Annotated in this window: 17 protein-coding genes; 7 read left to right on the plus strand and 10 right to left on the minus strand. The window is 68.3% G+C overall.

Features of this window, described 5'->3' with window-relative positions:
- Positions 1 to 126: 126 nt before the first annotated feature.
- On the plus strand, positions 127 to 1665 hold the full coding sequence (locus DTA15_RS16025; RefSeq protein ID WP_012493498.1) for an MFS transporter: 1539 nt from the start codon (positions 127 to 129) through the stop codon (positions 1663 to 1665).
- Between the two features lie 30 nt (positions 1666 to 1695).
- Here the strand turns inward: DTA15_RS16025 and DTA15_RS16030 are convergent, their stop codons facing one another.
- The 6 genes from DTA15_RS16030 to DTA15_RS16055 form a co-directional block, all read right to left on the minus strand.
- Positions 1696 to 3075, minus strand: coding sequence for an efflux transporter outer membrane subunit (locus tag DTA15_RS16030; protein ID WP_006493361.1), 1380 nt, complete (start codon positions 3073 to 3075; stop codon positions 1696 to 1698).
- Between the two features lie 6 nt (positions 3076 to 3081).
- The gene (locus DTA15_RS16035; protein WP_006483164.1) at positions 3082 to 5127 is read right to left on the minus strand and encodes a MacB family efflux pump subunit; all 2046 of its coding nucleotides are present in this window, start codon (positions 5125 to 5127) and stop codon (positions 3082 to 3084) included.
- Between the two features lie 2 nt (positions 5128 to 5129).
- Positions 5130 to 6323 carry an efflux RND transporter periplasmic adaptor subunit gene (locus DTA15_RS16040; protein WP_006483156.1) on the minus strand — a complete coding sequence of 398 codons (1194 nt, stop codon included), beginning with the start codon at positions 6321 to 6323 and terminating at the stop codon, positions 5130 to 5132.
- Between the two features lie 271 nt (positions 6324 to 6594).
- Entirely contained in the window at positions 6595 to 7323 is a 729-nt protein-coding gene (locus DTA15_RS16045) for a class I SAM-dependent methyltransferase (protein WP_006483165.1), read from the minus strand.
- 55 nt (positions 7324 to 7378) lie between these two features.
- Entirely contained in the window at positions 7379 to 7960 is a 582-nt protein-coding gene (locus DTA15_RS16050) for an HD domain-containing protein (protein ID WP_006483155.1), read from the minus strand.
- Between the two features lie 78 nt (positions 7961 to 8038).
- Positions 8039 to 8605, minus strand: a complete 567-nt coding sequence (locus DTA15_RS16055; RefSeq protein ID WP_006483170.1) for a helix-turn-helix domain-containing protein — start codon at positions 8603 to 8605, stop codon at positions 8039 to 8041.
- A 446-nt stretch (positions 8606 to 9051) separates the two neighbouring features.
- Between DTA15_RS16055 and DTA15_RS16060 the strand changes: the two genes are divergently transcribed.
- Both DTA15_RS16060 and DTA15_RS16065 read left to right on the plus strand, forming a co-directional pair.
- Complete coding sequence (locus tag DTA15_RS16060) at positions 9052 to 10455, plus strand: HdeD family acid-resistance protein (protein ID WP_006483168.1); 1404 nt, start codon at positions 9052 to 9054, stop codon at positions 10453 to 10455.
- Between the two features lie 93 nt (positions 10456 to 10548).
- Positions 10549 to 11121 carry a hypothetical protein gene (locus tag DTA15_RS16065; RefSeq protein WP_006483169.1) on the plus strand — a complete coding sequence of 191 codons (573 nt, stop codon included), beginning with the start codon at positions 10549 to 10551 and terminating at the stop codon, positions 11119 to 11121.
- 78 nt (positions 11122 to 11199) lie between these two features.
- On the opposite strand, the gene DTA15_RS16070 is transcribed toward DTA15_RS16065, so the two are convergent.
- Positions 11200 to 11589, minus strand: a complete 390-nt coding sequence (locus DTA15_RS16070) for an OsmC family protein (RefSeq protein WP_006483162.1) — start codon at positions 11587 to 11589, stop codon at positions 11200 to 11202.
- A gap of 230 nt (positions 11590 to 11819) precedes the next feature.
- Here DTA15_RS16070 and DTA15_RS16075 point away from each other — a divergent pair, with 230 nt between their 5' ends.
- Positions 11820 to 12551 (plus strand): ribonuclease T2, encoded by a 732-nt coding sequence (locus tag DTA15_RS16075; RefSeq protein ID WP_006483157.1) that lies wholly within the window; start codon positions 11820 to 11822, stop codon positions 12549 to 12551.
- Positions 12552 to 12576: 25 nt separating this feature from the next.
- Here DTA15_RS16075 and DTA15_RS16080 read toward each other — a convergent pair whose 3' ends face one another.
- From DTA15_RS16080 to DTA15_RS16090, 3 genes are all read right to left on the minus strand, one after another.
- The gene (locus DTA15_RS16080; RefSeq protein ID WP_006483160.1) at positions 12577 to 13212 is read right to left on the minus strand and encodes a cysteine hydrolase family protein; all 636 of its coding nucleotides are present in this window, start codon (positions 13210 to 13212) and stop codon (positions 12577 to 12579) included.
- Between the two features lie 218 nt (positions 13213 to 13430).
- Positions 13431 to 14081, minus strand: a complete 651-nt coding sequence (locus DTA15_RS16085; protein ID WP_006493359.1) for a hypothetical protein — start codon at positions 14079 to 14081, stop codon at positions 13431 to 13433.
- 180 nt (positions 14082 to 14261) lie between these two features.
- Positions 14262 to 15176, minus strand: coding sequence for a glutaminase (locus DTA15_RS16090; protein WP_006483161.1), 915 nt, complete (start codon positions 15174 to 15176; stop codon positions 14262 to 14264).
- Positions 15177 to 15395: 219 nt separating this feature from the next.
- On the opposite strand from DTA15_RS16090, the gene DTA15_RS16095 reads away from it, so the two are divergent.
- The 3 genes from DTA15_RS16095 to DTA15_RS16105 all read left to right on the plus strand — a co-directional run bounded on the left by DTA15_RS16095 (position 15396) and on the right by DTA15_RS16105 (position 18234).
- Positions 15396 to 16106: a response regulator gene (locus DTA15_RS16095; RefSeq protein ID WP_006483171.1), complete on the plus strand. Its 711-nt coding sequence runs from the start codon at positions 15396 to 15398 to the stop codon at positions 16104 to 16106.
- A gap of 64 nt (positions 16107 to 16170) precedes the next feature.
- Entirely contained in the window at positions 16171 to 17301 is a 1131-nt protein-coding gene (locus tag DTA15_RS16100) for an ATP-binding protein (RefSeq protein ID WP_006483159.1), read from the plus strand.
- A gap of 306 nt (positions 17302 to 17607) precedes the next feature.
- Positions 17608 to 18234, plus strand: coding sequence for an FMN-dependent NADH-azoreductase (locus tag DTA15_RS16105; RefSeq protein ID WP_006483167.1), 627 nt, complete (start codon positions 17608 to 17610; stop codon positions 18232 to 18234).
- The last annotated feature ends 30 nt before the right edge of the window (positions 18235 to 18264 follow it).

The following is an 18264-nucleotide window of genomic DNA, read 5'->3' on the forward strand; positions in this document are numbered from 1 at the left end:
CGTCAATGGGGAGGGGAATTCTCACTATAGTACCGATTCCCGCCCAGCGTGCGTCGCCGGCCGCGCGCGGCGAATCCTACTCACCTGGAGGCGCGCGGCCTGTCGCCGGGCCGCCGCGCAATACGCATGACGCTATCCGACTCCCGCAGGAATGCGGTCGCGCTCGCGGCCGTCTGTCTCACTTCGCTGATGTTCGGCCTCGAAATCTCGAGCGTGCCGGTGATCCTGCCGACGCTCGAACACGTGCTGCATGGCGATTTCAACGGCATGCAGTGGATCATGAACGCGTACACGATCGCGTGTACGACGGTGCTGATGGCGGCCGGCACGCTCGCGGACCGGTTCGGCCGCAAGCGCGTATACGTGATCGGCACCGTGCTGTTCGGCGCGACGTCGTTGCTGTGCGGGCTCGCGCCGAACGTGCCGGTGCTCGTCGCGGGCCGGCTGCTGCAGGGCGCGAGCGGCGGCGCGATGCTGATCTGCCAGATCGCCGTGCTGTCGCACCAGTTCCGCGAAGGGCGCGAGCGCGGCCGCGCATTCGGGATCTGGGGGATCGTGTTCGGCATCGGGCTCGGCTTCGGGCCGATCGTCGGCGGCGCGATCGTCGCGCTGGCGAACTGGCCGTGGGTGTTCCTCGTCCATGCGCCGCTCGCGGCCGTCGCGCTCGTGCTGATCGGCGGCGCGGTGCAGGAATCGCGCGATCCGCATGCGGGCGCGCTCGACGTCGCGGGTATCGTCACGCTGTCGCTCGCGGTGCTCGGTGTCGCCTTTTACATCACGCAAGGCGCCGAACTCGGGCTGACGAGCGCGGCCGGCCTCGGCGTGCTCGGTGCGACCGTGGTCGCGGTGATCGGCTTCTTCATCGCGGAGCGCGCCAGCGCGCGGCCGATGTTCGACTTCTCGGTGTTCCGGATCCGCGCGTTCACCGGCGCGATCTTCGGCTCGATGGGGATGAACTTCAGCTTCTGGCCGTTCATGATCTACCTGCCGATCTGGTTCCAGGTCGCGCTCGGCTACGACAGCGTGACGGCCGGCCTCGCATTGCTCGCGTACACGCTGCCGACGCTGATCGCGCCGCCGTTCGGCGAACGGCTCGCGCTGCGCTACGGGCCGGGCGTCGTGATTCCGGCCGGGCTGTTCACGATCGCGGCCGGCTTCGTGCTGATGCGACTCGGCAGCGCGGCCGATCACGCGAGCTGGCTGACGATGCTGCCGGGTTGCGTGACCGCCGGCATCGGGCTCGGGCTGACCAACACGCCCGTCACCAACACGACGACGGGCGCGGTGCCGAGTGCGCGGGCCGGGATGGCGTCGGGCATCGACATGAGCGCGCGGATGATCTCGCTCGCGCTGAACATCGCGGCGATGGGCTTCGTGCTGGTGGCGGGGATCGTCGCGAGCCTGAAGGGCGGGCCGGCCGGCGCAATCGGCGACGCGGCGCTGCGTCGGCTCGCGCAGGAAATCGCGGCGGGCCGCACCGACGGGCTGCAGGCGATCGCGCCGGCGCTCGCGCAGGCCGACCCGAGCGGCGCGGCGCTGCACGCGGCGCTCGTGCACGGGTTCGGCTGGGTGATGGTGTACGGCGCGGCGGGCGTGGCCTTGCTCGCAACGGCGAGCGCGGTGGCGTTCGCACCGGCGCGGCGCGGGGCGGCCGTGTGCGAATGACGCGGCCGGCGTGCGGCGCGTGACGGCCGGTCAGGACGTCCCGCCGCCGAGCGCGCGGTAGAGCTTCATCTGGTTGTTGAGCCGGTTCAGGCGGGTCAGCTCGTCGGCGCTCTGCGCGCTCCTCAGCACCTGTTGCTGGTCGAGCCACGGCTGCACGGCGGTCGCGCCGGCCGCGAAGCGCGCGGCGGCCAGCCGTTCGGCACGCTGCGCCTGCGCGAGCGACAGCGCGCGCTGTTCGGCCTCGCGTTCGAGCTGCACGCGCGCCGACAGCGCATTCTCGACTTCCGCGAGCGCCGTGTAGAGCCGCTGGCGGAACCCGACGACCGCTTCCTCGTACTGCGACTTCGACACCTTGATCTGCAACTGCATCGTGTTCCACTGGATGAACGGCAGCGCGAGGCCGAGCCCGAGCGTGCCGACCGGGTTCGTCAGCACGCGCTCGAGGCTCGTGCTCGTCGTGCCGGCGCTGCCGGTCAGCGTGAAGGTCGGGTAGAAGCTCGTGCGCGTCGCGTCGACCTGCGCGAGCGATTCGCGCAGCCGGAATTCCGCCGCCCGCAGATCGGGGCGCCGGCCGAGCAGGCTCGCGGGCAGGCCGGCCGCCACGTCGGGCGGTGCGGCATCCGGCAGTGCCGCCGGCTCGGCCGCCAGTTGCTGCGGCGGCCGGTCGAACAGGATCGCGAGCGCGTGGCGGTTCTCGGTGCGCTGCTGGATCAGTTGCGTCTGCGCCGCGCGTTGCGCGGCGAGGCTCTGTTCGGCCTGCGCGAGATCGAGCCCCGACACGGCGCCGGCCGCGTGCCGCGACCGGACGAGCGCGAGCGTGCGCACCGCATACGCGATGTTCGCGTCGCCGAGCGCGATCTGCCGGTTCAGATAGCCGATCTGCCAGTACAGCGCCGCGGTCGTGCCGATCAGCGACAGCCGCGCGGCTTCGAGATCGGCGGCCGTCGCGTCGGCTTCCCAGTGCGCGGCATCGCGCAGCGCGGCCAGCCGGCCCCACAGGTCGATTTCGTAGCTGAGCGAACCGTTGAGGCCGCTCGACTGGCTCGTCCGGTGCGTATCGAGCGTGCGCGACACGGCGCCGTTCGCGCCGAGCGTCACGTTGGGCGTCAGGTTCGTATCGACGAGCCCGGCCTGCAACTGCGCGCGATACACGCGGATCGCCGCGATCGCGAGGTCGTTGTTGGCGCGCAGCGCGTCGTCGATCAGCGCGTCGAGTTGCGGATCGCCGAAGCTGCGCCACCAGTCGCGCGCGGCGGGCGGCGCGTCGGCCGTGACCGGCGCGGCCCAGTTCGCGGGCATCGCGACGGGCGGCAGCGGATCGTGGCGCGTACCCGCGCAGCCGGCGAGCAAAGCGGCCGCGCAGGCGAATGCGCCGAGGTGGCGAAGCGGGGAGGAATGCGTGATGGTCATGTTTCGTCAGTCGCGCGCGAGCGCATCGATCGGATCGAGCCGCGACGCGTTGCGCGCGGGCATGAACCCGAAAATCACACCGGTGAGCGTCGAGCACACGAACGCGGTCACGATCGCGCCGGCCGAGAACACCATCTTCCACTGCGCGACGAACATCGAGAACAGCGCGCCGAGCCCGAACGACAGCGCGATGCCGATCGTGCCGCCGAGCAGGCACACGAGCACGGCCTCGACGAGGAACTGCTGCAGGATGTCGGACTGGCGCGCGCCGACCGCCATCCGGATGCCGATCTCGCGCGTGCGTTCGGTCACCGACACCAGCATGATGTTCATCACGCCGATCCCGCCGACGACGAGCGAGATCACCGCGATCAGCGACAGCAGCAGCGTCAGCGACTGGCCGGTTTTCTCGACGGTCTTGACCACGCTGTCCATGTTGTACGTGAAGAAGTCCTTGCGGCCGTGGCGCTGGATCATCAGCTTCTCGAGGCTTTTCTCGGCGGCGGCGCTCGGCTGCCCGTCGCGCACCCGCACGGTGATGCTGTCGAGATAGCGCTGGCCGAACAGACGCCCGCTGGCGGTCGTGTACGGCACCCACACGTTCAGGCTTTTCACGCTGCCGAATGCGCTCTTCTTGTCGGCGGTCACGCCGATCACGACGCACGGCACGTTGTCGACCAGGATCACTTCGCCGACCGGATTGCGCGTCGCGCCGAACAGCTTGCGGCGCGTGTTCTGGTCGATCACGGCCACCTGCGCCTGACGGCGCACGGCATCGTCGTCGAACGCGACGCCGAGCGCGAAGCGCATTCCGCGCGCCTGGAAGTAGCGTTCGCCGACGCCGCTCACGAGCGCGTTCACATTGACGTTGCGGAAGCGCAGCAGCAGCGTGCGCGACGTTTCGGGCGTCGCGCTGTCGACGTACGGTTGCTCCGCGAGCGCGACGACGTCCGCGGGCACGAGCGTCTGGATCGTGTCCGCGCGGCTGTCGCCCCAGTCGGCGCCCGGATAGAGGCTGATCGTATTGGTGCCGATGCTGCCGATCTCCTCGAGCATGTAGCGCTTCGCGCCTTCGCCGACCGCGACGATCGACACGACCGACGTGATGCCGATGATGATGCCGAGCATCGTCAGCAGCGTGCGCAGCCGGTGCGACACGAGTGCGATCCACGCCATCCGGCACGCTTCGGCGAAGCGGCCGGTGCCGGCGGCGAAGCGGGGGGCGCGTGGGCCGGGATCGGTGTCGGCGGGCGGCGGGGCATCGTGCGGCGCGGGCGACGAAGCCGTCTCGGCTGCCGTTTCGGCTGGCGTTTCGGCTACGTCGGCTGCGCCGATTCCGACTTCCGCGAGCGCCTCCGCGTAGTGGCGGTTCGGCCGGTCGGCGACGATCTCGCCGTCGCTGATTTCGATGATGCGCCGCGCATGGCGCGCCACCGCCTTGTCGTGCGTGACGATCACGATCGTATGGCCGAGCGCGTTCAGCTCGTGCAGGATGCGGATCACGTCCTGGCCGCTTTTCGTGTCGAGTGCGCCGGTCGGTTCGTCCGCGAGGATCACCTGGCCGCCGTTCATCAGCGCGCGCGCAATGCTCACGCGCTGCTGCTGGCCGCCGGACAGTTGGCCGGGCCGGTGATGCGCGCGATCCGCGAGCCCGAGGCGCGCGAGCAACGCGCGGGCGCGTGCATGCCGCTCGGCGCGCGGGGTGCCCGCGTAGATCGCCGGCATTTCGAGGTTCGCGACCGCGTCGACGTGCGGCAGCAAGTGATAGCGCTGGAATACGAAGCCGAAGTGCTCGCGGCGCAGCTGCGCGAGCTCGTCGCTGTCGAGCATGTGCGTGTCGCGGCCGCCGACCGTGTAGGTGCCTTCGCTCGGATGATCGAGGCAGCCGAGGATGTTCATCAGCGTCGACTTGCCGGACCCCGACGCGCCGACGATCGCGACGATCTCGCCCGCGTCGATCGACAGGTTGACGTTGTTCAGGACGACGACGTCCTTGTCGCCGGCCGGAAAGCGTCGCGTGACGGCGGCGAGTTTCAGCAGGGGCTGGCGCATCGTTACACCACGTCCGACAGCGGTGCGCGCTCGTCCGCCGACGCTTCGCCGATCACGACGCGCTCGCCGTCCTTCAGGCCGGCCAGCACTTCGACGCGCACGTTGTTGTTGATGCCGATGCGGATATGGCGCGTTTCCGTGCTGCCGTCGGCGCGCAGCACGCGCACCGCCACGGTGCCGTCCTTGCGCTTCTCGCCGAGCGCGGCGGCCGGAATGCTGAGCGCGTTGCGCGCGTTGCCGAGCACGATGTTGACCTGCGCGGTCATCGCGATGCGCAGCCGGTGCTCGGGATTCGGCACGTCGAACAGCGCGTTGTAGAACACCGCGCTGTTCGGTTTCGCGCCGCCACCCGCGCCGCCGCCGAGCGGGCTTTGCGCTTCGGCGTAGTTCTGCGGCGCCGGTTCGATCGCGCGTAGCTTGCCGTAGTGACGCTTGTCCGGTTCGCCGAGGATCGTGAAATACGCGGTCTGGCCGGCGCTCACGCGAATCACGTCCGCTTCCGACACCTGCGCTTTCACGGTCATCGTGTCGAGATTCGCGAGCTTCAGGATCACCGGCGCCTGTTGCTGCGCGATCACGGTCTGGCCTTCCTGCGTGACGATCGCGACGACCTCGCCGTCGATCGGCGCGACGATGCGCGTGTAGCCGAGGTTGGCCTGCGCGGTCTCGATCTGGATGCGGGCCGAACGGATCTGCGCGGCGAGCGACGCGAGCGTCGCGCGCTGCACGTCGAGCGCAGCGCGCGCGGCCTCGAACGATTCGCGCGACGTCGCGTCGTCGGGCAGCATCGCCTGCTGGCGGCGGAACGCGAGTTCGGCCTGGGTCAACTGCGCGGCGGTCGATTGTTGCTGCGCGCGCAGGCTTTCTTCGCTGGCGCGCGCCTGGCGCAGCGCGTTTTCCGAGATCACCGGGTCGATCTCGGCGAGCCACTGGCCCTTCGTGACCTTGTCGCCGAGCTTGACCTTCAGCGTCTTCAACTGCCCCGACACCTGCGCGCCGACGTCGACTTGCCTGAACGCCTGCAGCGCGCCGGTCGCGAGCACCGCGTTCTCGAGATCGCCGCGCGTGACGGGCGCGGACAGGTACTGCGGATGCTTGTCGGGCGCGCAGGCCTTCAGCGTGACGCCGACGGCGATTGCGACGACGGCAAGGGTAGCCAGCACGATGCGCCGGCGGCGATGGGTCTTCTGGGTCATGAGAATGCAGCGAGGATGAAGCGGGCGCCGGCGATGCGTGGGGCCGAACGGAACGATCCGGTCGGCGCCGCGTGCCGGGCGTGTTGCCCGCGACGGGTTCCGCGTACGCATCGCGCGGGCGTGCCGAATCGAATCAGGCGCTCATGGTAAGCGAGGAATTCGCGCCAAATCGTGTGGAAATTGTGCTGAATTGTGTGGACGCCGTATCGATGCGCGGGCCGGACGGTGCAATTGTTTCGATCTGTGAAGGCGGCGATCCGCCGCGACCGCGCTACCGCCGCGCGGCGACGATCGCCATCATCGGCCGGTCGCGTTCCTCGTCGAGAGCGGGCAGCGCGTCGACCTGCCCGGGCGTCGGCGCCCATTCGTCGAGGTGCGTGAGCGTGAAGCCGCTGCGGATCAGCAGGTTCACGAGCGTGCCGAGCGTGCGATGCTGCTTGACGACGCCCGGCGCGAGCCAGTCGGTCACGCGTTCGCCTTCGCGCTGGTAGCCGTCGAGCGGCCACGAGCGGTTACCCTGCGCATCGACGACGAAACCTGGCCGGCGCGGCGCCGTATAGATCGGATGCTCGATCGAGAACACGAGCCGGCCGCCCGGCACGAGCGCGCGGTGGATCGTGCGCAGCAGCGTGTCGAGGTGCACGACGTAGTGGAATGCGAGCGAGCTGTACGCGAGATCGAACGCGGCATCCGGCAGCGCGAGCGTTTCGAGGTCGGCGCGACGGTACGTGATCGCCGGATGCGCGGTGGTCGATGTCGCGCGTTCGAGCATGCGTTCGGACACGTCGATGCCGAGCACGCCGGCAGCGCCCTGGTCGGCGGCCCAGCGGCTGAACCAACCGTAGCCGCAACCGAGATCGAGCACGTGACGGCCGTGCAGGTCGGGTAGCAGCGCGCGCAGCGCGGGCCATTCGGGCGCGCCGTCGAGCCCGTGAATCGAGCGGTTCAGGCGGCTGTAACCTTCGAAGAAGGCCGGGTCGTCGTAGATGTTCTGCGTCATGCGTCGGCTCAGGTGCGGGTGGGGCGCGCAAGGTGGTACGCCCGATCCCGCGAGCTTACGCGCGCTGCCCACCCGCGTCGATCCTGCGCTGCGTGTCGACATCGACGATCTCGCGGATCGCGCTGAACAGCGGCGCGGCGTCGGTATAGCGCCGGCCGTAGCCGAGATTGAACGCATAGTCGAAATCGGGCGGATTGCTGCCCTGGTTGTGCTGCAGGATCGTTTCGAGCTTGTCGAGCGCTTTCGCCGCGCGGGCTTCCGGCGAGGCGGCCGCCTCGTATTCGTCCCACAGCGCGACGATCTCGTCGCGCGCCGCGCGGTCGAGCGACGCGGTCAGCGTCAGCAGGTCGTCGCGTTCGTGCACGCTCTTGTCGGGGTGCGCGGCCTGCTCGATCGCGGGGATGTCGCCGTGCAGCGCCTCGCCGAGGTCGTGGACGACGCACAGTTTCAGCAGCTTCAGCGTATCGACGCCGGGCAGCGCTTCGGCGAACACGAGCGCCATCAGGCACAGCCGCCAGCTATGCTCGGCCGTGCTTTCCGCGCGCCCGGCCGACGTGTGGCCGCTGCGCAGCACGTCCTTCAGGCGTTCGGCGTCGCGCAGGAAATCGAGGCGCGCGCGGATCGTATCGGGATTCATGGTCGGCGTCCTTGCGATGAACCGCCAAGCGTACGCCGGCCGGCCGCGGGGTGTCCACGCATGAAATATGCGTGGGCGTCAGTGCGCGTCCAGCGTTTCCACGAGCCGCACGGCCGAGCCGTCCGACAGCGTCATCCGCGTCCATCGGCACAGGCTGCCGCGAATCGGCACGACGCGCGACGCGTTCGCGCCGGTATCGAACTCGACGCTCGGCGGTCCCGCGCGGTCGTACCAGCCGAGCGGGTCGAGCGCGGCTTCCATGCGGGCGATTTCCGGCGTCGCATAGCGCCACAGCGACGCGCCGAGCAGCGTCGAAAGCGGCCGCGAGAACTCGGCCGCGCGCGCCGGCGAGCTGGCCAGCAGGCGGTGCGTGAGGTCGCACACGAGATGCATGCGGCCCGTGCTGCCGGCGATCAGCCGCGCGAGCGCGTGGTCGCCCGCGGAATCGAGGCGCGCGGCGAGCAGCCGTTCGGCCGTCGCGCGCTCGGCGGGCGACATCTGCTGAAGGCCGGCTTCCCAGCGGGAGATCGTCGATTGCGCGACGCGGAACAGTTCGGCTGCATGGCTTTGCTTTACGCGGTGCAGCGCGCGCCAGCGCTTGAGTTGCGGGCCGAGCGAGGATGGATGAAGCGGCGGGTGGGGCATGTCGATGCTCCTGTTTCATGCGTCGGCCAGCGCCATGGCTGACAGGGGCGGCCTGGAACCTGGCGAGTGGCGGCCAGCATGTGCCGGCGTGTAATCGGTCCATGCATGTGCTCTCGTCCCGTCTGTGCGGTTCGGCTGGGTGGCTTTCGCCCTCGGAAGCCGGATTCTCCCGTATCCGCCGCCCGTTGTCGAACCCGAAACCTGCCGTGGCAGCGGGCGGCCGGGGCGGTCCGCGCCCCGCCGAAAACGTTTTCGCCAGGCTTTCAACCGGCTCCGCCATATCTTATTATTCGGCCAGAGCGGCGCATGCCGGCCGCCATCGATCACGTCGACGACATGACGGGCCGGCCACGACGACCGCCTTCCGGCCGGCACGTCGCCCGACGCGCGGTCGAAACGACAGGGGGCGCGAGGCCGCGCGTATCCCGAAAAAATACGAGGGCGCAATGGTACGACTGGTGTTGCTGCTGCTGGGCATCGAATATCTGCGAACCCGCTGGCGCGGGCTGACCGTGCTCGGCTGGCTGTGGGTGGTGGCGGGCGTCGGCATTTTCATCGACGCGCTCGATGGTGCGCTGCATTTCCCGATCGAGCTGTTCGCATGGCTGTTCCTGATCGAGGGGCTCGCGACGCTCGCGGTGGCCGGCAGCGGGGTCGGCGGCCAGCGCATTCTGCGCTACGTGAAAGGCATCGCGGTCGTGGTGGCCGCGGGGCTCGTGTTTGCCGGCCATCATCACGGCCACTTCCTGCTGTCGATGATCTTCGGCACGCTGTTCCTCGTCGACGGGCTGCTGCAGTGCACGTCCGCGTGGATGGTGCGCTATCGCCGCTGGAATGTCGCGTTCGCGTGGGGTGTCGTCGAGATCCTGCTGGCAGTCTTCTTCTTCCAGCCGTACCCGACGCACTACGCGGGCACCGTGCCGTACTGCCTCGGCCTGCTGCTGATGTTCGGCGGAATGCACATGCTGAGCCTCGCCGCGCGCGTGCGGCGGCTGACGCGCAATCCGGCGTTCGCGACCTCGCCCGCGCCGGCGCTGGCGCCGGATCTCGACGATGCGCAGTACCCGCCGCAGTTCGCGCAATCCGAATGGGACGGGCCGCCGGCCGACGGCGAGCGGGCGCTGACCGTGCACGTGTGGACCCCGACCGGCACGTCGAAGGCCGAAGCGCAGCGCTATCCGGTGATCGATCGCTACATCGCGGCGGTGGACGTCAACGGCGCGATCTCGACCGGCCATGCGGCGCTGGAATCGCCGGAGGGCATCTACATCAGCCTGTATCCGGCTGTCGAGATCGATCGTTCTCCCGACGAATTCACGCGCATCCTGCGCGCGACGCGCGAGAACGACGTGCCCGGCCTGTTCCAGCCCGACTATGCAACCGAGTCGAAAGCGTGGTGCCCGTCGACCGTGCGCGTGCGCATCCGCAACTACGATCCGGCCAAGCTCGAGGCGTTCTGGTCGTCGTATCGGCAGAACGTCACGTACAACCTCACGCACCGCAACTGCTCGAGCACCGTGTCGAACGCGCTCGAGGCGGCGCTCGACGGTGCGGTGTGGCGGCTGAAAGGCGCGCGGGCCGGGTGGGGCGCGTTCGTGCGGCTGCTGTTCACGCCCGAGCTGTGGGTGGCCGCGCAGATCCGCAAGCGTGCGGTGACGATGGCGTGGACGCCCGGACTCACGCTCGACTATGCGCGCGCGCTCAGCATGCTCGCCGATCCGCGTCCGTTCGCATGGTGGAAGGTGGCGCGCTCGGCGGTGAGCGCGATCATGGCGTCGCGGCGTGCGTGGCGCGAGCAGGACAGCGCGGCGTTGTCGCCGGGCGGCTCGGAGGCGGCGTCGATGAAGTGAAACGCGTGATGCCGGACGCGGGCCCGGCATCACGAAGGGCGCCCGGCGCGGCCCGGCGATATTGCCCGCTACCCGCACCCACAGACGACAACAATGAACAAGACGAGAACGTTCCGCATCGTGATTCCCGCCGCGCTGGCGCTGGCGAGCGCCGGCCTCGCGCAGGCGGGCATGGACGAAGTGCCGCGCATGAGCAACGACGTGTATCGGATGTCGGTATCGTTCTGCTCGAACGTCACGGCCGACGAGAAGATCATGTGCCAGGGCGACATGATCGCCGCGGGCAGCAGGATCGTCGCGGCGATCGGCGGCCTGCCGCCGGCTTCCGCGTCGGCGATCGACGAAGGCGCGCGCAACAAGCTGCCGCCGGAAGAGCGCAAGGGCCTTGCGCCCGTCGAGCCGCGCGCGATCGACAAGGACGACGATCTGGCCGGCCTCGCCGGCATGGTGCGCCTGTGCGACGTGTACGAATCCGGGCCGGCGTCGCGCGCGCGGCACCACGCGGCGCTGCAGCAGAAGGCGCCCGATGTCGCACCGCGTGTCGAGGCGTTGCTGGCCGATGAGTCGACCGCGGCGCGCCGGCGCGTCAGTATCGGCGTGTGGCAGATTCTCGCGCTCGAGGGGCCCGAAGCGTCGGCGCGCGCGTGCACGCAGCTCGGCACCTGAGCGATCACGTGCGGTAAGCGCGTGCCGTTCGACCGTCGACGCACGGGTGCCGACCATGCGGCATCCGTGACGATCAGCTCAGTCGTGCGCGATCGCGGCCGGCCCGATCCGTATCGGCTTGCCGAGCGTGCGGGCGACCGGCGAGGCCCGTACCGCGTCGCGGACGAGTATGTGCTGCGCCTGCGACAGCGGCACCACGAAGCGCAGGGCGATGTCGAAACCGGTTTCGACATCGCGGCGTTCGAGGGTGACGTCCACCGTACAGGCCGGCAGCGTCACGCCCGCGCGTTCCGCTGCCAGTTCGACCGACATGCAGACGCAGGCCGCCAGCGCGCTTTCGAGCAACTCGTGCGGCCGCAGGCCGGCGTCGCCGCCTTTGCCTGCCTTGTGGGTGCCCGAGCGCACGACGCTGCGCCCGTTTCCGATCTCGACGCAGTACGGCTTGCCCAGCCGTGTGGCCGTCACCATGGGGATGCTCCGTTGCAGGATGAAAGTGGCGACAGCGTATGCCGGGGGCGCATGCGGCGGAAGGCAATCGCCGGTACCGGTACCGGCTGTAACAGGTTCGGCGGTACCCCGCGCGTTCTTTCGTGCACCTTCACATTCGTGCCACGTTGCGGCAGCAACAATCGCGGGCAGACATTCGACAACCTTGCGGCGCTTCCCGCGACCGCAAGCCTTTTCCGAGGAAACACGCCATGCTCAAGACGCTCGCCCGCGCCGCTGCCGCACTCACCGTCGCTTCCGTGTCACTGCACGCCGCCGCGCAGACCAGCTACGACTACCTGTTGCTTGCCGCCTCGTGGGAGCCCGGCTTCTGCGCGTCGCACGACACACCGGAATGCACGAACCTCGCCGGGTCGTACGCGGCGACGAGCCTGTCGCTGCACGGGCTGTGGCCGAACCGCTACGACGGCAACCAGCCGTTCTACTGCGGCGTGCCGCAGAACGACATCGACCTCGACAACGCGCACCAGTGGTGCAGCATGGACGCGTACCCGATCAGCAGCGCGACGCGCAACACGCTGTCGACGTACATGCCGGGCGTCGCATCCTGTCTCGACAAGCACGAGTGGTTCAAGCACGGCACCTGTTCGAACTCGGCGACGCCCGATGCGTACTGGAACCAGGCGTCGGGCATGATCAGCCGGCTCGGCAACACGTCGTTCAACGCGTTCCTGCAGGCGAACGCGGGCAAGACGGTCACGCGTAACCAGTTGCTGTCGGCGTTCGAAGGCGCGTTCGGCAGCAACACGCGCAGCGCGGTGTCGCTGAAGTGCACGAAGACGAACGGCGTGAGCTACTTCACCGAAGCGTGGATCGCGGTGAAGACGAACGCGACCGCGCAGTTTCCGAGCGCGGCGTCGCTCGTGACGGACGGCAATACGCAGGGTACGTGCCCGACGTCGGGCGTGTTCATCGCGAAGTGAGGCGGATGCTGCGGCTCGGCCGTCGTTACGCCAGCAGCCGCAGCGCCTCCGCGAGCGACAGCACCGTCGTGCGCGATTCGAACGCGGTGGCGAACAGATGCTCGTGGACCACCGGGTCCGGGTCGTAGCAGCAATCCTTGACCGTGTAGAGGCGGAAATCGGCGTCGCTCGCATGGGCGATCGACGACAGCATCACGCCGGTCGACGCGATGCCGACCATGATCAGCGAATCGACGCCTTGGGCGATGAGCCGCGCCTGCAGATCGGTGCCGAAGAACACGCTCGCGCGGTGGGCGAGGATCAGCGGCTCGTCGGGCTGTTTGGCCAGCTCCGGGCAGGGGGCATCGTCGATGAAGAGGCCGAGCTGCTTGATGCCCTGGCCGTTCTTGTTCAGCGGACTGACTTCCGGATAGCCGGGACTGAAGCGCAGATTCGCGAACCACACGCCGACGCCGGCCGCTCGCGCCGCGTCGCAGAGACGGCGCGTATTCGAGAGCAATTCAGGGGCGACCGACGGAAAGAGGCCGAGGATGTCGGTCTGGTAATGCATGACGAGCAGCGCGGTTCGGGATGGCGCGATGCGGGGGATCGACGAGGAGGAATGACTGTCGGCGTGCGCGTGGGCCGTCGTTGCGACTTTTGATGCGTTGTCCGGATTCATGCGTGGGGCTCCAGTAATCGCTGCGGAATGTCGGGAAAGTCGGTTGTTCCGTATCGCCGGTCACGGCGGCGCCAGCGCGCTCGCGCGTTGCGCAGTCTCGGTTGGATATTTCCTCAGGATATCAACGAGTCGAACGATTTCCAGCGCGGTTTGACGGCAGGGGATCACGGCGTTTCGTTGCGATGCTTGCCGGAATCGCGTGTTGCGGCGACAGCGATCTATCGCACCCGTACCGTTCTTACGCAAGCCGGGGCCGGCGGCTCACCGTTATCGCCGCGTTCTCTGTAGGGGACGACCTCCACGGACATCTGCTCGCGCCAGAAGATCTCGGAGATCCGGCGGCCGTGCTCGCCGTAGTGGGTACGATGATTGAACCCCATCGACTCCAGTGCTCCAGTGAATTGCGCGAAATTCGGCTCGCATGTCGTCAGCGGCGCAGCCGGCATTCCGGGAATCGGATCAAAGCCCAGTTCTACGCGCGTCCCCCTTCCATAGACCACGAACCGCTGGATACCGACCGCCCAGTTACCGGGCAGGCGTTGGCCGTAGCCGAAGCTGTCTTGATCGATCGCGTGGGTCTGCACGCCGAAGGTGCGGTGCACCGCGTCGGGTGTCATGTCGGTAACCTGATTGCTAATCCGAATCAGCTCCAGCATGCCTTGCAGCGCCTGCGTGACGGTCAGGCTCGCCGGGCTTCGCGATTCGACGTGCGACGCCCCGCTACCGTCGGGTGGGGCATCCGCCGATTGCCCATGTGCGCCGCCGAACGGCAGGCACAGGCTCAATGCCGTCACGACGGCCAAGGGGTTGACGAAGCCGTGCCTGGTATGAGCGGTTGAAACGACGTGAATTCTGTTCTTGGTCTGCATCACGCTGGATCCTTGTTGTCGTCGAGCAAAGCAACGATGTCCATTCCCCGTGCCCGTCCCGCGCGGCGTTGTGACGACATTGTCGACAATCTCGCCGACGTAATGGCGTCACTTCGTGGTGCGCGTCGACATCAATCCGGTGTCACGGCACCGGACGACGCGAGTGTCCACTGAGACTTCTCAAAAAATCGACCTTCCCGTATAAGTCGTCAACCACTCCAGCGCCAGCGTCCCCGCCAACGAGTTCCCGTTCGCATCGAGCCCCGGCGCCCACACGCACACCGCCATCTCCCCCGGCAGCACCGCGACGATCCCGCCCCCCACGCCGCTCTTCGCCGGCAACCCGACCCGATACACGAAATCGCCGGCCGCATCGTAGGTGCCGCAGGTCAGCATCAGCGCCGACAGCCGCTTCGCGGAACTCGAATCGACGATCCGCTCGCCGGTCGCCGGCGCGACCCCGCCGTTCGCGAGGAACAGCGCGGCGCTGGCGAGTTCGACGCAGTTCATCTCGATCGCACACTGGCGGCAATACGCGTCGATCACGGTATCGGGCGGCATCTGCATGTTGCCGAAGCTCGCCATGAAATGCGCCATCGCGCGGTTGCGCTCCGCGTGCTGCAACTCCGACAGCGCGACGCGCGAGTCGTAGTCGATGTCGTTCGCGCCGATCAGCCGCCGCACGAACTCGACGAGCGCCGTCTCGGCCTTCACGAAGCGGCGGCACAGCACGTCGGTGACGACCAGCGCGCCCGCATTGATGAACGGATTGCGCGGCTTGCCGCGCTCGCTTTCGAGCTGGACCAGCGAGTTGAACGCGGTGCCGGACGGCTCGCGGCCGACCCGTTCCCACAGTTCGTCGCCCAGCAGCTGGAACGCGAGCGTGCACGCGAACAGCTTCGAGATGCTCTGGATCGAGAAGCGCTCGTGCGCATCGCCGACCGTGTAAACGTTTCCGTCGAGCGTCACGACCGCCATCCCGAACTTGTCGGCGGGCACTTTTGCGAGTTCGGGAATGTAGTCGGCCACCCGGCCCTGGCCAATCCAGGGGGCGAGTTCGGTGTGGATGCGTTCGAGAGTCGTCTGGTAATTCATCGCGTCAGGCAGGGTAGAGGCACGGCCGGATTCCGGCGAGCCCGTATGGAACCGTCCCGGCGCCGATTCGTCAAGCGCGGGCGGAATCGCGCCCTTATTTTCAAGACCGGCAAACAGGCAAGCGGCGGGCGCAGTATCATGCGGTACGTTTCGGCCGATGGCCGGCGTCCGGCATCGGCCGGCGCCGCCGCGGCTTCCCCGATGATCCGACCGCTGCCCATGTCTTTTCGCATCCTGCTCGTCGAAGACGACACCCGCCTGTCCACGCTGATCGCCGGCTACCTGCGCAAGAACGACTATGAAGTCGACACTGTGCTGCATGGTGACGCCGCGGTGCCGGCGATCCTGTCCATTCGTCCCGATCTCGTCATCCTCGACGTGAACCTGCCGGGCAAGGACGGCTTCGAAATCTGCCGCGAGGCGCGCAAGCAGTACGACGGCGTGATCATCATGGTGACCGCGCGCGACGAGCCGTTCGACGAGCTGCTCGGCCTCGAATTCGGCGCGGACGACTACGTGCACAAGCCGGTCGAGCCGCGCATCCTGCTCGCGCGGATCAAGGCGCAACTGCGCCGTGCGCCCGCGCGAGCGGTCGAGAGCACCGCGCCGCAGCCGGAGCGCTACGCGTTCGGCAAGTTCTCGATCGACCGCACCGACCGCACCGTCGTGCTGCCCGACGGCAGCACGCCCGATCTGACGTCGGCCGAATTCGACCTGCTGTGGGCGCTCGTGTGTCATGCGGGCGAAGTCGTCAGCCGCGACGATCTGATGCTGCAATTGCGCGGCGTCGAATTCGACGGCCTCGACCGCACGATCGACGGGCGCATCTCGAAGCTGCGCCGCAAGCTGCGCGACGACGCGAGCAACCCGCAGCGGATCAAGACGATCCGCAGCAAGGGTTATCAATTCAGCAAGCACGCGTGGGAATGACGCCGCGCTCGCGCGACGCCGTCACGTTCCGCGCGGGCATTCCGCCTGCCGGCCGGGAGCCGCGATGATCCGACGAACCCGTTCGCACCCCGATGCACCGCCGCTGCCGACGCTGCGCTACGTCAAGTGGCGCTGGCTGCATTTCCGTCGCGCGTGGACCGACACGCGCGCCGACCGCATTCCGAGCTGGTCGCGCCTGTACGTGCGCACCTATCTGCATCTGCTCGGCCTCGTGCTGCTCACCGCACTGGTGCCCGCTCTCGCGCTGTGCGTCGAATTGTCGCCGCAGGTCGTGTGGCATGCGTTCGACTCGTTGCCGGGCGACATCTGGATCGTGCTCGCGTTCGTGTTCACCGCGCCCGCGCTCGCCGCGTACCGGTGGATGCGGCCGGTCTGGTCGGATCTCGTGATGGTGCGCGAGCGGGCGATCGACTTCACCGGCGGCCGCTTCAACACCCGCGCGCGCGAATCGCACAGCGTGATCATCGGTCCGCTCGCGCGCACGCTGAATGCGCTGGCGATGCGCATGGAGCGGCTGATCGCCGCGCAACGCGATCTGACGAACGGCATCTCGCACGAACTGCGCACGCCGCTCGCGCGCGTGCGCTTCGCGCTCGAAATGCTGCGCGAACCGGGCTCGGCGGCCGAATACCAGGGCGCGCTCGAGAGCATCGCACAGGACGTGACCGAGCTCGAGGAACTGATCGACATGAGCCTCACGTATGCGCGGCTCGAATACAGCTCGCTGCAGTCGAACCTCGAGTCGACCGCGCCCGTCGCATGGTTCGAGCATCAGGTGAACGACGCGCAGCTGCTGTATCCGGAGCGTGCGATCGAGTCGCGCATCGCGATCGCGTCGGATTTGCGCGTGAAGATGGACCGGCGGCTGATGTCGTATGCGATGCGCAACCTGTTGCGCAACGCGAGCAAGTACGCGAAATCGCGGATCGTCGTCGGGATCTCGCTCGTGCACGGCAACATCGGAATCTTCGTCGAGGACGACGGCCCCGGCGTGCCCGAGAGCGAGCGCGAACGGATCTTCGACGCGTTCGTGCGCCTCGACCGCCGCACCGGCGGTTACGGGCTCGGCCTGTCTATCACGCGGCAGGTGCTCCACGCGCACAACGGCCGGATCGCGGTCGTCGATCCGGTCGAGCTCGGCGGCGCGCGGTTCGAGATCAGCTGGCCGGTCTAGCGATACGCGGCAAGCGTCCCGAGCCTCGCCGCACCAACGACACGACAGCACGCAGCCGCGCGCGCCGGACCCGGTGCGTCGCCGGCCTTTCCCGCCATACCTTCCCCGTATCGATGCCTTCCTGCACCGCGAGCGCGTGACGATTCGTTTGCCACGCGGGCGCGCTTTGCATTACGATTGCAATTGCAACTATATGGGTGGCCGATCCGTGACGGCGGACGCGGGCGCCCCGCGACGCAGCAGTGAAGCCGGGGCCGCCGCGATGGCCGTCCCCTTGTTCATGCATTCCTGTCCGGGTCACACATCATGCGGCTTTTGAATATCGTGTCTTCTCCCCGCGGCGCGAAGTCGGCTTCGATCGCGGTCGCCAATGCCTTTATCGATGCGTACCGGCAGACGGGCGCCACGCTCGACGTCGATACGTTGAATGTCTGGGAGGAGGATTTGCCGGACTTTGACGGCGACGCGATCGGCGCGAAATACAAGGGCGTCGCCAACGTGCCGATGGACGAGGCGGAGCAGTCGATCTGGCGACGAATCCAGTCCCTCGTGAAGCGCTTTCAGGAAGCGGACCGGATCGTCGTCGGCGTGCCGATGTGGAATTTCGGCTATCCGTACAAGCTCAAGCAACTGATCGATCTCGTCAGCCAGCGGAACATGCTGTTCACGTTCGATGGCACTGCCTACGGCCCGTTGCTGGAGATTCCGCGCGCACTGGCCATCCATGTGCGCGGGCAGGGCGAGGCGGCCGGCGCGGGACGTGCGGGCCATCCCGGCTTCGGGCATCAGGCCGATTACATCGAATTCTGGCTGAAGTTCATCGGCGTGGACGAGGTCAGAAGCCTGACCGTCGAACACACGTGGCATGCGAGAGCGCACGAAAGCATCGAACGCGCGCAAGCGCGTGCGGTCGCGATGGCCGCCGATTTCTGAGCGGGGAACACGCCGGCGCGACGGCCGCAC

Origin of the sequence: Burkholderia cenocepacia (assembly GCF_900446215.1) — a bacterium.
Classification (GTDB): Bacteria; Pseudomonadota; Gammaproteobacteria; order Burkholderiales; family Burkholderiaceae; genus Burkholderia; species Burkholderia cenocepacia.

Coding starts and splice junctions, on each gene's coding strand:
- DTA15_RS16025 (WP_012493498.1), top strand. CDS start 127: ATGACGCTATCCGACTCCCGCAGGAATGCGGTCGCGCTCGCGGCCGTC.
- DTA15_RS16030 (WP_006493361.1), bottom strand. CDS start 3,075: ATGACCATCACGCATTCCTCCCCGCTTCGCCACCTCGGCGCATTCGCC.
- DTA15_RS16035 (WP_006483164.1), bottom strand. CDS start 5,127: ATGCGCCAGCCCCTGCTGAAACTCGCCGCCGTCACGCGACGCTTTCCG.
- DTA15_RS16040 (WP_006483156.1), bottom strand. CDS start 6,323: ATGACCCAGAAGACCCATCGCCGCCGGCGCATCGTGCTGGCTACCCTT.
- DTA15_RS16045 (WP_006483165.1), bottom strand. CDS start 7,323: ATGACGCAGAACATCTACGACGACCCGGCCTTCTTCGAAGGTTACAGC.
- DTA15_RS16050 (WP_006483155.1), bottom strand. CDS start 7,960: ATGAATCCCGATACGATCCGCGCGCGCCTCGATTTCCTGCGCGACGCC.
- DTA15_RS16055 (WP_006483170.1), bottom strand. CDS start 8,605: ATGCCCCACCCGCCGCTTCATCCATCCTCGCTCGGCCCGCAACTCAAG.
- DTA15_RS16060 (WP_006483168.1), top strand. CDS start 9,052: ATGGTACGACTGGTGTTGCTGCTGCTGGGCATCGAATATCTGCGAACC.
- DTA15_RS16065 (WP_006483169.1), top strand. CDS start 10,549: ATGAACAAGACGAGAACGTTCCGCATCGTGATTCCCGCCGCGCTGGCG.
- DTA15_RS16070 (WP_006483162.1), bottom strand. CDS start 11,589: ATGGTGACGGCCACACGGCTGGGCAAGCCGTACTGCGTCGAGATCGGA.
- DTA15_RS16075 (WP_006483157.1), top strand. CDS start 11,820: ATGCTCAAGACGCTCGCCCGCGCCGCTGCCGCACTCACCGTCGCTTCC.
- DTA15_RS16080 (WP_006483160.1), bottom strand. CDS start 13,212: ATGAATCCGGACAACGCATCAAAAGTCGCAACGACGGCCCACGCGCAC.
- DTA15_RS16085 (WP_006493359.1), bottom strand. CDS start 14,081: ATGCAGACCAAGAACAGAATTCACGTCGTTTCAACCGCTCATACCAGG.
- DTA15_RS16090 (WP_006483161.1), bottom strand. CDS start 15,176: ATGAATTACCAGACGACTCTCGAACGCATCCACACCGAACTCGCCCCC.
- DTA15_RS16095 (WP_006483171.1), top strand. CDS start 15,396: ATGTCTTTTCGCATCCTGCTCGTCGAAGACGACACCCGCCTGTCCACG.
- DTA15_RS16100 (WP_006483159.1), top strand. CDS start 16,171: ATGATCCGACGAACCCGTTCGCACCCCGATGCACCGCCGCTGCCGACG.
- DTA15_RS16105 (WP_006483167.1), top strand. CDS start 17,608: ATGCGGCTTTTGAATATCGTGTCTTCTCCCCGCGGCGCGAAGTCGGCT.